We start from the raw sequence: 14,003 nt of genomic DNA, 5'->3' as shown, positions 1-14,003 counted from the left end.
ACAGATAGCAGTATTTTTATTTGATCGTATAGCATGTATAGAAACAAACAAAAGCTCTTTTGGGCTTTGGGATTATCGCTATTATTTAGCACAGCCTCTCCTGCGAGCACTTTTGTTGCCGCAGAAACTTTAAAACAACAAACTCAAGAAGATTCTGTACGAGTAGAATCGGTACAGAAGATTAACCCTACGACTGTTCAAGTCAAATTCAGCAATAATCAATTATTATTGGTTGACTTTTATGCTGACAATATCTTTAGGTTATTCCAAGACAATAAATCGGCGGTTGTTAGAGATCCGCAGGCAGAACCTGCTGCACAGATCTTGGTCAATAATCCCCGTAAAAAGTTGCATAATTTTGAGCTGCTTGAAAAAGATGGCTCTTGGTTTATTTCAACCAAGGATGCTGCAATGGAAATCAACAAAGAAAATGGCCTTTTCAAAATATACAACATCAAGAATAAGCAGCTGGTTACCCAATCTATTGCCCCAATATCATTCAACAAGAAAAAAGTAAGCCTTCAGTTATCGGAAGATCCAACGGAATATTTTTATGGTGGAGGCGTTCAAAATGGTCGTTTTTCGCATAAAGGGAAGTCCATCGCCATTGAGAACACCAATAATTGGACAGATGGCGGTGTAGCTTCACCAACTCCTTTTTATTGGTCTACCAAAGGTTATGGGATGATGTGGTACACTTTTAAGAAAGGGAAGTATGATTTTGGTAATACCGAAAAAGGAAAGGTAAAGCTGAGCCATGATTCTGATTATCTGGATCTGTTTTTTATGGTCAGTGATAATCCAGTTGGTGTATTGAATGATTTCTATCAGTTGACTGGAAATCCGGTGTTGATGCCGAAGTTTGGTTTTTATGAGGGCCATCTGAATGCTTACAACCGTGATTTTTGGAAGGAAGATGAGAAAGGGATCTTGTTTGAGGACGGAAAGCGATACAAGGAAAGCCAGAAAAATGAGGGTGGAGTGAAAGAGTCTCTAAACGGAGAAAAGAACAATTATCAATTTTCAGCTCGTGCGGTAATCGACCGCTATCAGCAACATGATATGCCATTGGGTTGGATATTGCCCAATGATGGCTATGGCGCTGGATATGGACAGGAAAAAACGTTGGATGGAAATATTCAGAACCTAAAGTCATTAGGTGATTATGCTCGTTCGAAAGGGGTGGAGATCGGTCTTTGGACGCAATCAGACCTTCATCCTAAGGATAGCATCGATGCTTTATTGCAAAGGGATATTGTGAAAGAGGTTCGGGATGCCGGTGTTCGGGTATTGAAAACAGATGTTGCTTGGGTCGGAGCGGGTTATTCCTTCGGGTTGAATGGGGTAGCCGATGTAGGTCATATCATGCCTTATTACGGCAATAATGCCAGACCATTTATTATTTCTTTGGATGGCTGGGCTGGCACACAACGCTATGCTGGTATCTGGTCGGGAGATCAGACCGGTGGACAATGGGAATATATACGATTCCATATTCCGACCTATATTGGTTCGGGTCTGTCTGGACAGCCTAATATCACTTCGGATATGGATGGTATTTTCGGAGGAAAGAATACGAAGGTCAATACCCGCGACTTTCAATGGAAGACCTTTACACCGATGGAATTGAATATGGATGGATGGGGTTCGAATGAGAAGTATCCGCAGGCGCTTGGCGAACCATTTACCTCGATCAATAGAAATTATCTGAAGTTGAAATCTGAGCTCTTGCCTTATGCATACAGTATAGCAAAGGAGGCGGTTGATGGAAAACCAATGATCCGCGCCATGATGTTGGATTATCCTAATCCTTATACCTTGGGTTCTGCCACGCAATACCAGTTCTTATATGGTCCTTTTGTGTTGGTTGCTCCAATCTATCAAGAGACTAAAGTGGATACGCTTGGAAATGATATCCGAAATGGCATTTATCTACCGGAGGGGAATTGGATTGATTATTTCTCGGGTGATCTTTATGCTGGAAATACCATCGTCAATAATTTTGATGCTCCAATCTGGAAAACACCGGTCTTTATTAAGGCAGGGGCGATTATCCCGAGGGTAAATCCGAATAATAATGTTCAGGAGATCAATAATAAACATAGGATCTATGAAATCTATCCGGAGGGGAAAACGAATTTCTATGAATATGATGATGATGGTTATACACAAGCCTATTTAAACAAAGAGGGTGTATATACCTGCATTGAATCAGATGCGGAAAAGAAGGGTGAGGTGAATATCGTGGTTCATAATGCAGAAGGTGATTTTCCAGGGTTCGAGAAGCAGAAAAGTACAGAGTTTCGGGTCAATATGACCAAAAGACCTAAGAAGATTTCAGTAAAAGTAGGCAAGAAAAATATAAAGCTGAGAGAGGTACAGAGCAAGGCTGAATTGCAGGGTTCTGATAATGTGTTCTATTATGAGGAGAAGCCGAACTTAAATGCTTTTTCTACGAAAGGTTCAGTATTCGAACAGACGCAGATCATTAAAAATCCACAGTTATTGGTTAAAGTAGAAGAAACTGATGTGAGCCTAAATCCAATCAGTTTAACTATCAAAGGCTTTGAATATGCTCCAGCGGATCGTTTCAAGAAATCTTCAGGAGTGCTGAGTGCTCCAAGTTCAGTTAGTATTTCTGAGGAAAAAACTAAGGCCTATACTTTAGAGCCTACTTGGGATAGGGTAGACCATGCTGATTATTATGAGATCGAATTTGATGGTCAAAAATATAGTTATATCCAAGACAACCATTTGTTGTTTGAAGGCTTGAAACCGGAGACCCAATATACTTTCAAGATCCGTTCGGTGAATAAGGATGGTGCTTCGGAATGGAAGGAATTTGAACAAACCACCAAGTCTAATCCACTGCAATTTGCAATTACTGGTTTGACTGCCGAGACTTCGGTGCCTAATCAAGGATCAGAGGGAGTTGACAATTTAGTTGACTTTGATGAGGGCAATATGTGGCATACCAAATGGGGGCAAAAGGCTGTTCCATTTGATTTGATCGTGGACTTGAACAGCTTTAACCAATTGGATAAGTTCCAATATTTACCAAGATCGGGTAGAGGAAATGGTATTTTGTTGGAAGGTAAAGTGGAGTTCAGCAACGATAAAGAGCAATGGACTGAAGCCGGAGACTTCAAATGGGAAAACAATGATAGTATGAAGGAATTCAGCTTCAAAGAGCAACCTAAAGCGAGGTTTGTGAAGTTGAAGGTTTCAAAAGCGGTTGGTGATTTTGGCTCGGGAAGGGAATTGTACGTGTTCAAGGTTCCTGGAACGGATAGTTACCGCCCTGGAGATATCAATAATGACCGTTTGATCGACATCAATGATTTGACTTCTTATACAAACTATACAGGCTTGAGAATGGGAGACGCCGACTTTGAAGGTTATGTGAGCAATGGAGACATCAATAAAAATGGCTTGATTGACGCTTATGATATTTCAGCGGTTGCTACCAAGCTAGAAGGAGGAGTAGAAGTAGATCCTAAGGAAGACCTTTCAGGATCATTGAAGATTTCAGCTTCTAAATCTGATTATAGCAAGGACGATATCGTGGAGGTTTATGTGAAAGCCGACGATCTGAAAGATGTCAATGCATTCTCTTTTGCTTTGCCTTATAACCCTCAAGATTTTGAATTTGTGGGAATCGATAATCACTTAGCGAAACAAATGAACAATATGACAAATGATAGGTTGCATAGCAATGGTCAGAAAGCTCTATACCCTACATTTGTGAACTTAGGTGATAAGGAAGTCATCAACTCAAAAGATGGCTTGATCCTAACCATAAAATTAAAGGCAAAACGTGCTGGTAAGTTTAATTTGACAGCTAAGGATATGATGTTGGTGAGCAAGGCAATGAAAAGCCTTCAAGTTAAATAGAGATATTAGACAACAGACATAAGTTTTTTCAGCCGTGCTAGAACAAACAATGTTAACAATCATTACAAGCACCTAGAAAGGCTCTAATGTCTTATGTCTAAAAAACAAGAAAGGCCAGATCACTCTGGCCTTTCTTGTTTTTTTATTATTAGCTTATGCTAATACGAATTGTAAATCAGCTTGGAATTTAACGTCTTCACTTACCATTACACCACCAGTTTCAAGGGCAGCATTCCAAGTTAATCCGAAGTCATTACGGTTGATTTTTCCAGTTACGGTATAACCAGCTTTTTGGTTACCCCAAGGGTCTTTACCAATACCACCGAATTCCACTTCGAATGTTACAGGTTTGGTAACATCTTTGATTGTTAAGTCACCAGTTAATTTGAATTCATCGTCATCTACTTTTTCGATTCCAGTTGATACGAATTTGATATCAGGGAATTGAGATACAGCGAAGAAATCTTCACTTTTTAAGTGTTGATCACGTTGGCTGTTTTTAGTGTTGATGGAATCAGCTTTGATTTCTACCGATACATGTTTTGCAGCATCTAGTACATCTTCGCTGTTTTCAACATTTACATTGAAGTTTTCAAAATGACCTTTTACAGTGGAGATCATCATGTGTTTTACTTTAAATTCGATTTCGCTGTGTGCGGTATCTAAGTTCCAATTTGCCATAATATTATTCTCTTTATTATTCTCTATTTGTTTTTGTTCAACAAAGATGAGGGGAAATTTATTCTTGCACATTGATGTATGTTAAGAAATGGAATGTTAATTAAAATATTTAGAATAGTGGGCAAGAATATATTCGCTATTTCCTCTGCTATTCAAATTTCCTCTTTCCATGGGTTTTGAACAAGGTCTTTACTCTAGGTTAAATTTACGACAAAAGGCATAATTATTATATATGGAAATATTAATAATAAAAATTAAATAATTGATAATGAATTACTGACGGAATTATGACGGTTAAAATCTGTTAAAGCTATTTGAATTATTATTCCACATAGTATATTTGCCTTCAAATGAAAACGATTGTCACATTTGTACTTTTTTTCTTCTTCCTGTTAATAAGGAGTGGAAATAGTCATGAGGTAATCAATTATTCTGATAGGCCATCTATCAGTTTCATGGAGCATTTTACGGGCAGTGCTGACCAAGCACAGCAACATGAGTTTCAAAAATTAAAATACACCCAAACAAATTCAAATGGATTAGGGGGACATGCCGAGCATATCCTTTTAGAGCAAGAGTCTGAAGACTTCCAGCTATGGAAAGACTATCATCTTCAGATGGCTTTCTATTCTTGTTTGATTGCATTTTGCTTCTTTGTGTTTTTTCCTAAAAACACACATCAGAATACTAGGGATCTTATCCTCGATAATAATCCCAATCCTATTTTCATTTCTTTACGCTCATTGAGAATTTAATACCCTTGATACTTCAATGGTCATTGGCATTTTATGCTGTTGATTTGATGGTATCTTAATTATTATTTTCTTAAGCACTAACAATCTTCTTTGACTATTGAATGTCCTTATCCCTCATTTGGGTTCAAGCCCATTTTACATTCAAAAACTTTAAAAAAATCTTTAAAACGAAATGAAGAGAGTTGTCATGCTCATGAGTTCACTGGCTGCATTATGCCTAGTGTCCTGCAATGCAAAAAAAGAAGAAAAGGAAGAGGCTTTCAAATACACTGCAACCTCTCCAGCTGAAATTGACACCAGCTTTAACAAAGAATATGTGTCACAGATTAAATCCGTAAGAAATATTGAATTGCGAGCCTTAGAGAAAGGTTATCTAGAGCAAATTTATGTCGATGAAGGCCAAACGGTCAGGAAAGGGCAATTGCTGTTCCGTATCAAACCGACTATGTACCAAGCTGAACTGAACAAGCAGATGGCAGAAGTAGAGGTGGCCCAGATTGAAGTCCAGAATACCCAAAACCTTTCTGACAAGAACATCGTGTCGCCTAATGAATTGGCGATGGCTAAGGCTAAGCTGGAGCGAGCAAAGGCTGAAGCGGCAATCGCAAAAATACATCTGAACTTTACAGAAGTTAGAGCTCCATTTGATGGAACTATTGATAGGATACCATTGAAACTGGGAAGTTTGGTAGATGAAGGGGAGCTTTTGACCAGCTTATCGGATAACTCCCAGATGTTTGCTTATTTCAATGTATCTGAACCCGAATATTTAGATTATCAACGTAACGTAGCCAACCGTGCTGATAATCACGTGTCCCTATTGTTGGCCAATAATGAAGAATTAGAACATAAAGGAATGGTTGAAACCATTGAAGGAGAGTTTGATATGGAGACTGGTAATATCGCTTTCCGGGCTAGGTTCCCAAATCCTAATAAGTTACTTAGGAATGGTGAAACAGGTAAGGTTTTAATGAAAGTTCCGATGAAACGTGCCTTATTGATTCCGCAAAAGGCAACTTATGAAGTTCAAGACAAGAAGTATGTATTTATGATCGGTAAGGATGGTAAAGTGGTATCACAGCCGATCAAGATCAGTGCTTCGCTTCCAGATCTATATGTCGTAGCAGGAGGTATTGCTCCAAACGATAAGATCCTTTTGGAAGGATTGCAAAAGGTAAAGGATGGCGAGAAGATCAAGTATGAGTATGTGGAGCCTAAGGATGCCATCTCGAATTTGAAGATCAGAACAGAATAAGTTGTAAGGAAAAAATAGAATAACATGTTTAACAGATTTATAAATAGGCCAGTACTTTCTATTGTAATATCCCTTATTATCGTATTCTTAGGGGTATTGGCCATGACACAATTGCCAGTAACACAATTTCCGTCAATATCTCCTCCGAAGGTGAATGTGAAAGCAGAGTACCCCGGTGCCAATGGAGAATTGATGATCAAGGCCGTAATCATCCCATTAGAAAGGGCAATCAATGGGGTGCCCGGCATGAAATACATGGCTTCTGATGCCGGAAATGATGGGGAAGCCAGTATTCAGATTGTATTCGATTTGGGAACCGATCCTAACCAAGCTTCGGTGAATGTGCAGAACCGTGTGGCTTCGGTAGTTAACAAGCTTCCGCCTATTGTGGTTCGTGAAGGGGTGAAAATAACCCGTGAAGAGTCCAATATGCTGATGTACATCAATATGTATAGCGACGAAAAGGATTTGGACGGCAACTTTATGTTCAACTTTGCTGATATCAATGTGGTGTCAGAATTGAGACGTGTACCAGGAGTGGGGGTTGCAGATATCTTGGGAAATAGGGAATACGCCATGCGTATTTGGTTGAAACCTGACCGTATGACCGCCTATAAGGTTTCTTCGGAAGAAGTGATGAAGGCGCTGGAAGAACAGAGTTTGGAAGCCTCTCCAGGTCGTGCCGGTGAATCTTCGGGTATTAAATCCCAATCATTTGAGTATATCTTAAAATATTCCGGTCGTTTTACAACGGAGGAAGAGTATGGAAATATCATCCTGAAGGTAAATCCGAATGGGGAGATCTTGAGATTGAAAGATGTGGCTGATATCCATTTTGGATCAGCTATGTACGATATCTATTCAACCTTGAACGGAAGACCGTCGGCGGCGATAGTGCTGAAACAGTCCTATGGTAGTAATGCTTCGCAGGTTATCAAGGATGTAAAAGCGAAAATGGAAGAGCTGCAGCAATCTTTCCCTAAGGGGCTGCACTATGAGATAAGTTACGATGTATCCAAGTTCTTGGATGCCTCGATGGAAAAGGTAGTGCATACCTTGGTTGAAGCCTTTATTTTGGTGGCTTTAGTCGTATTCCTCTTTTTAGGGGATTTACGGTCGACCTTGATCCCGACGATTGCCGTTCCTGTGTCATTGATCGGAGCATTCTTGTTTATGCAATTTTTCGGGATCAGCATCAACTTGATCACCCTTTTTGCCTTGGTGCTGGCTATTGGGGTGGTCGTTGATGATGCGATCGTCGTCATCGAGGCCGTCCATAAGAAGATGGAGGAACATCATGTTTCCGCTTATAAAGCGACCAAAAAGGCCATGCATGAGATTGCAGGCGCAATTATCGCGATAACCTTTTTAATGGCTGCGGTATTTATCCCAGTAGCATTTATGTCGGGTCCAGTGGGGATCTTCTATAGACAATTCTCGATTACCATGGCGACTTCCATTATCCTTTCGGGTATCGTGGCGCTGACCTTGACTCCGGCTTTATGTGCCATTCTCTTAAAGAACAACCATGGAAAACCACGTAAGAAATCCATCGTAGATAAGTTCTTGGATTCCTTTAACAGGGGGTTCGACAAGATGCAAAATCGCTATGTTAAGGTCTTGAGCAAGATAGTAAATAAGCGTGCATTGACCTTCCTAGTCTTGATCGCTTTCTGTATTGGGGCATATTTCCTAAACAATAGCGTGCCTTCTGGATTTATCCCAAATGAGGATCAAGGGATGATCTATGCCATAATCCAGACTCCACCGGGATCTACCTTGGAAAGAACCAATAAGGCCGCTTTGGACCTACAGAAAGAAGCAGAGGATATCGATGGAGTGGCTTCAGTTTCTTCCCTTGCTGGTTATGAAATCCTAAATGAGGGTACAGCAGCGAATACTGGTACCCTTTTGATCAATTTGAAAGGTTGGGAAGAAAGGAAAGAATCTGCTTTGGAAATCATTGAGCAATTGGAGAAAAGTGCCGAAAACATCCCTGGTGCTTCCATTGAGTTCTTCCAACCGCCAGCAGTACCGGGTTATGGAGCTGCCGGAGGTTTTGAATTGAGGCTATTGGATAAAACTGGAAACAATGATTTCCAGAAGATGGAACAGGTGAGTAAGGATTTTGTAAAAGAATTGAACAATAGACCTGAATTGGCTTCTGTATTTACATTCTTTAGTGCGAGTTTTCCGCAATATCTGTTGAAGATCGATAATGAGGTAGCTCAACAGAAGGGGATTTCCATAGATAATGCCATGACGACCTTATCAACCTTGGTTGGTTCGAACTATGAAACCAACTTCATCAAATTTGATAGGCAATATAAGGTGATGGTTCAGGCCTTGCCACAATATAGAGCCTTGCCAGAGGATATCTTGAAACTATATGCTAAAAATGATAAAGGTGAAATGGTTCCTTTTTCAGAGTTTATGCATATGGAGAAGGTGTATGGTCTATCAGAAATTACTCGTCACAATATGTACTTGGCATCTGAGATCTCAGGGTCAGCCAAACAAGGTTACAGTTCGGGTGAGGCGATCAATGTTGTCAAGGAAGTCGCTTTGAAAACCTTGCCTAGAGGCTATGCGATTGATTGGGCGGGTATCTCTATGGACGAGGTTGCCCGCGGTAACCAAGCCATTTATATTTTTATGATCTGCTTAGGCTTTGTCTATTTGATTTTGGCTGCGCAATATGAGAGTTTTATTCTTCCATTTGCTGTTATACTTTCCCTTCCTGTCGGAATCTTTGGAGCGTTTTTCTTATTGAAATTGCTGCAGCTTGAAAATAACATTTATGCACAGGTTGCATTGGTCATGCTGATTGGTTTACTGGGTAAAAACGCGGTGTTGATCGTGGAGTTTGCCGTCCAGAAACACGAGGACGGATTGAACATTTTTGAAGCCGCCATGGAAGGTGCCAAAGTGCGTTTCAGGCCGATCTTGATGACCTCATTTGCATTTATTGCAGGATTAATTCCTTTAGTCCTGGCTACGGGTCCAGGTGCTATCGGGAACCGAACGATTGGTACCGCGGCGGCAGGAGGGATGCTGTTCGGTACCATCTTCGGGGTCCTCGTGATCCCAGGCTTGTACTTTATATTCGGTACGATCGCTTCCAAACGGAAGTTGATAAAACAAGAAGACGAAAACCCTTTATCTGAAGAAATCGATGGAAAATAAAAAATATAACTACTTCAATTGGGTTGCTGTCGGAATCTTGGCCCTTTCAGTAGCAAGTTGTAAAGTGCCACAGGCAACGCAGAAGAAAGAAAATAAGGTGATGCCGACTGCCTTTGTGGATTCATTGGCCAGTCAGGACACCACAAACTCTGGAAACGTGAAATGGCGGGAATTCTTTACCGATCCCAATCTGATATCATTGATCGATACCGCTCTCAAGAATAATCAGGAACTGAATATCACCCTTCAAGAACTGGAGATTGCCAAGAACGATATCATGCTCCGAAAAGGAGCATTGAAACCCATCGTGGGCATTGGTGCTGGCGGAGGCGTGGAGAAAGTTGGGCGTTATACCTCACAGGGTGCCGGTGATGCTTCCACTGAAATAACACCCGGACATGAAATGCCAGATCCTCTAGGTGATCTAAATGTTTCGGTATTTGCCCATTGGGAAGTAGATATCTGGAAGAAATTGAAGGATTCCGAACAGGCAGCGGTTAACCGATATTTGGCGACCGTAGAAGGTAAGAATTTTGTGTTGAGCAGTTTGATTGCGGAGGTTGCGAATTCCTATTACGAGTTATTGGCTTTGGATAATCAATTGGCAATCATTCGTCAGAATATCCAATTGCAAGAGAAAGCTTTAGAGGTCGTGAAGATCCAGAAGGAAGCAACGCGGGTAACGGAATTGGCAGTTAAGAAGTTTGAAGCAGAGGTTGCTAAAACTAAGGGAATGGAATTTTCAACCTTGCAACAGATCAAGGAAACTGAAAATAGAATCAATTTTCTCCTAGGTAGGTATCCACAGGAAATTGCAAGGAATCAATCTAATTTTATTGATCTGGTTCCAGCATCGGTGAAAACTGGGATTCCAAGCCAATTATTGAACAACCGTCCTGATATTCTCCAAGCTGAACATGAGTTGGCTGCAGCCAAACTAGATGTGCAGGTGGCTAGGAAAGAATTTTATCCTTCCCTAGATATCTCTGCAGCTTTCGGACTCCAAGCATTTAAGCCTTCTTATCTTTTCAGGTTGCCAGAATCATTGTTGTATAATTTAGCTGGTGACCTTACTGCTCCGCTATTGAATAAAAATGCCATCAAGGCAGAATTCAATTCGGCAAATGCTAGGCAGATCCAAGCAATCTACAATTATGAACGTACGCTGCTGAATGCTTTCACCGAAGTATCGACGCAGTTGTCCAATATTGACAATTTGGAAAAGGGATATGTATATAAGAACCAAGAGGTAGATGCCTTGAATAAATCGATTGATGTGTCCAATGAACTCTTCAAATCCGCAAGGGCAGATTATTTGGAAGTATTAATGACCCAAAGGGATGTCTTGGATGCCAAGCTCGAATTAATCGAAACTAAAAAACAACAACTCAATGCAGTTGTTAATGTATATAAAGCATTAGGAGGGGGTTGGAAATAAACTTCTTTCTAATTTTATTAGGGTTAGTTTTCAAGGGAGCGGTTGTACTGCTCCCTTTTTATTTTTAAGCTAATAAATTAGATTTTATCCATGAGATGTTTTTATATATTTGGCGATTATTTATTAATCCACTAACAAATCATTATGCTTAAAATTACAAAACTTCTTTTTTTAATCTTTTTACTTCAAGTAATCCATTTCAATTTAAATGCCCAGTCTAATCAATTCTCTATCGGAGCTCATTTAGAATGGAATACGGAGTCGCCATCTTATGCCAAGCTCTATTCAATAAATGGAAAATATGATTTCTCAGAAAGACAGGCTATTCAAGCACAGGTGGGATTAGGAGACTATAAGATTTATTATTTTGGAGCTGATTATTTATATACCGTGTTGCTCTTGAAAAAGATGCCAAGTGTTTTTGTAGGAGCAGGATTAGGTTTTGAAGGTATTCGAGGTACTGATGCAAATGATATAATCTTGAATGCCCAGGCTGGATTTCAGTTCGACATCAAGAAGTTTTCTCCTTTCGTTGGATACAAACCCAAGTTTTATTTTGAAGCAGAAGGAATCGATCCATCCACAATTTTTATAGGCTTACGCTATAGATTATAACTTCAAATTTTGAACACCTGTAAACGATTGCAGGTGTTTTTGTTTTTATAGGACCGACGATCTCCTAGGGATTAATTTCGTCTTTAATTCAATGGTTTCATAATCCTCGATAGGATACTTGGCATTGATGAGTTCCACCAATTTATGAAAAGCGACCAATCCGATTTCTTCTGTAGGTTGTACAACAGTGGATAGGGAAGGGTTCAATGATTTTGGAATCCTAATATTGGAGAATCCAATTACTGAAACTTCTTCGGGAACCTTGATGTCCATTTCAGCTAAGATACCCAGGGTCAGGGTGGTGATATCGTCGGTAGCACCAAAGATTGCATTGACCATATTACCTGTAGCTTTCAGATAATTCAGCTTTTTGATGATGGAATCTTCGATTTCATCATGTTTGCTATAATCACATTCCAGGTAGAAATTATTGTCGAATTCTATTTTATGGTCCTTCAGGCATTTCTTGAATCCTTCCAACCTAGCTTCTGAAACTCCAATGTTCTTACCGGTAATATGTAATATCTTTTTTCTTCCTGAATTGATAAGATGTTCGGTTGCATCATAAGCACTGATCTGGTTGTCGATTCCAACCTTATGGGTCTGCAAGTCATGGTCTACTCGATCAAACAAGACCACCGGTATTCCAGATTCTTGTAAGCTTTTGAGCTGTTCGTAATTGGAATTATAGGTAACAGGAGAGATCAGCAATCCATCAATTCCGCGCATTCTCAATACCTCTATGGCATGTCTTTCCAGGTTGACATCATCCCGGCTCTGCATGATGATGATATCATATTTTTCAATTTGGGAGCCCTTGTGGATCCCATCAAGAACTTGGGAGATGAATGTATTGCTGATATTAAAAACAATGACGCCAATGGTGTTAGTCTTGCCGGTCTTCAATGTCCTTGCAACCTTATTCGGAACATAGTTATGTTTTTCAGCATAGTCCTTAACCATTTTCTTAGTGGATTCACTGATTTCATAACTATCTGATAGGGACTTGGAAACTGTGGAAATAGATAGTTTTAAGTCTTTGGCAATGTCCTTTAAAGTCTTACGTTCTGTCATAATTAGTTCATCCTGAAAATGGTTCCGATAGGAAGATATCTTAAGTTTTAAATAAACGCATTTTTAATGATTTTGGCAATTTATTCTGCCCTTTTAATAAAAAGACATCCAATTTATGTTTAATTGGATGTCTTTCATCATTCATTTGATGAACCTTATATATCTTTTACCTCAAAAGGTAAAACAGCATTTTCTACTATTATTTTTTCCTTATCATAGATATCCAAGACCATGTATCCCTCGAAATATTTACCAAAAATATCTGGAGGATTTGAATGCTTTTTTAAGGATTGGATTTTGCCCTTGACCTTAAACTTCTTCCATTCTGATGGAATGATATTGACGTTTAAACCTACAACGAAAGGACCAGTATATTCCATGTATTCTACCCAGTTTTTCTGGTTTTCCTCATCCAGCTCGATTTCTTGATCCTAATAGTTAGCTATACCTTTTTCTAACCTTAGTCTCAAATGTTGCCCTGAATTGGACAAACTTTTATAATTGTAATCATAGAATCCATCCTTATCAACAAAATGGGTTTTGGAGGTGGAACTTGTTATCGAAAAGAAATTAAATTTTGGATCGGTGGTTCTAATTTCAAAAATGATTGCATCACACTTCAAACTTTCAATATCCTTTGCATGGACTGATCCCTCAATTTGCATTTCCGCTTTTGCATTAGTATGTCCAAAAACTTTTCCCTTAAATTTAAAAGAGGCTGTTTGACTCTGACGGTCATATTTAAAGTCTTCGATGGAAAAGGATTTTTTTGGCTCTATTGCCTGGGTGTAGAATAGGTTTTGTCCTGCTGGGAGGTCAGCATTATATTTTACGGATTCCAGTACTCCATTGGACAATAAGGTAAAGAAAACGTTAGCATACTGTCTATCTACTCCGTCAATTCTGGCTGAAACATAGATTTTCCCGCAATTTTCATTCGCGGTAACTGAAACAACTTTTCCTTTAATCTCCTTGTGGTTTTCAATCAGCTGAAAGGACTGTACGTTGGAATCATTGATGTCTTCAGTCTTTTCACAGCTGCTAATAAACAGGGTCAGGAATAAGAATAAGCAAGTAAAGTTTTTCATAATCTATAATCAGTTAG

10 protein-coding genes are annotated in these 14,003 nt (G+C 39.5%); 6 read left to right on the top strand and 4 right to left on the bottom strand.

Features of this window, described 5'->3' with window-relative positions:
- Positions 1 to 33 precede the first annotated feature (33 nt).
- Positions 34 to 3,894, top strand: coding sequence for a TIM-barrel domain-containing protein (locus ACK2WI_RS03045; protein WP_409149739.1), 3,861 nt, complete (start codon positions 34 to 36; stop codon positions 3,892 to 3,894).
- Between the two features lie 153 nt (positions 3,895 to 4,047).
- Here ACK2WI_RS03045 and ACK2WI_RS03040 read toward each other — a convergent pair whose 3' ends face one another.
- Positions 4,048 to 4,575: a YceI family protein gene (locus ACK2WI_RS03040; RefSeq protein ID WP_093097829.1), complete on the bottom strand. Its 528-nt coding sequence runs from the start codon at positions 4,573 to 4,575 to the stop codon at positions 4,048 to 4,050.
- 350 nt (positions 4,576 to 4,925) lie between these two features.
- Between ACK2WI_RS03040 and ACK2WI_RS03035 the strand changes: the two genes are divergently transcribed.
- The 5 genes from ACK2WI_RS03035 to ACK2WI_RS03015 all read left to right on the top strand — a co-directional run bounded on the left by ACK2WI_RS03035 (position 4,926) and on the right by ACK2WI_RS03015 (position 11,824).
- Positions 4,926 to 5,330, top strand: a complete 405-nt coding sequence (locus ACK2WI_RS03035; protein ID WP_093097634.1) for a hypothetical protein — start codon at positions 4,926 to 4,928, stop codon at positions 5,328 to 5,330.
- A 172-nt stretch (positions 5,331 to 5,502) separates the two neighbouring features.
- Positions 5,503 to 6,585, top strand: a complete 1,083-nt coding sequence (locus ACK2WI_RS03030) for an efflux RND transporter periplasmic adaptor subunit (RefSeq protein ID WP_093097632.1) — start codon at positions 5,503 to 5,505, stop codon at positions 6,583 to 6,585.
- Positions 6,586 to 6,609: 24 nt separating this feature from the next.
- The gene (locus tag ACK2WI_RS03025; RefSeq protein ID WP_409149738.1) at positions 6,610 to 9,771 is read left to right on the top strand and encodes an efflux RND transporter permease subunit; all 3,162 of its coding nucleotides are present in this window, start codon (positions 6,610 to 6,612) and stop codon (positions 9,769 to 9,771) included.
- On the top strand, positions 9,761 to 11,209 hold the full coding sequence (locus ACK2WI_RS03020) for a TolC family protein (RefSeq protein ID WP_409149737.1): 1,449 nt from the start codon (positions 9,761 to 9,763) through the stop codon (positions 11,207 to 11,209). Before ACK2WI_RS03025 ends, ACK2WI_RS03020 begins: the two co-directional genes overlap by 11 nt.
- 144 nt (positions 11,210 to 11,353) lie before the next feature.
- Positions 11,354 to 11,824 carry a hypothetical protein gene (locus ACK2WI_RS03015; protein WP_409149736.1) on the top strand — a complete coding sequence of 157 codons (471 nt, stop codon included), beginning with the start codon at positions 11,354 to 11,356 and terminating at the stop codon, positions 11,822 to 11,824.
- A 45-nt stretch (positions 11,825 to 11,869) separates the two neighbouring features.
- Here ACK2WI_RS03015 and ACK2WI_RS03010 read toward each other — a convergent pair whose 3' ends face one another.
- The 3 genes from ACK2WI_RS03010 to ACK2WI_RS03000 form a co-directional block, all read right to left on the bottom strand.
- Positions 11,870 to 12,898 carry a LacI family DNA-binding transcriptional regulator gene (locus tag ACK2WI_RS03010; RefSeq protein ID WP_313368479.1) on the bottom strand — a complete coding sequence of 343 codons (1,029 nt, stop codon included), beginning with the start codon at positions 12,896 to 12,898 and terminating at the stop codon, positions 11,870 to 11,872.
- A gap of 155 nt (positions 12,899 to 13,053) precedes the next feature.
- Positions 13,054 to 13,278: a hypothetical protein gene (locus tag ACK2WI_RS03005; RefSeq protein WP_409149735.1), complete on the bottom strand. Its 225-nt coding sequence runs from the start codon at positions 13,276 to 13,278 to the stop codon at positions 13,054 to 13,056.
- Between the two features lie 51 nt (positions 13,279 to 13,329).
- Positions 13,330 to 13,986 (bottom strand): hypothetical protein, encoded by a 657-nt coding sequence (locus ACK2WI_RS03000; RefSeq protein ID WP_409149734.1) that lies wholly within the window; start codon positions 13,984 to 13,986, stop codon positions 13,330 to 13,332.
- Positions 13,987 to 14,003: the final 17 nt, after the last annotated feature.

The organism is Sphingobacterium sp. BS-2 (assembly GCF_046161205.1).
Taxonomy (GTDB): Bacteria; Bacteroidota; Bacteroidia; order Sphingobacteriales; family Sphingobacteriaceae; genus Sphingobacterium; species Sphingobacterium mizutaii.
This window is presented reverse-complemented; position numbering and strand designations above follow the sequence as displayed.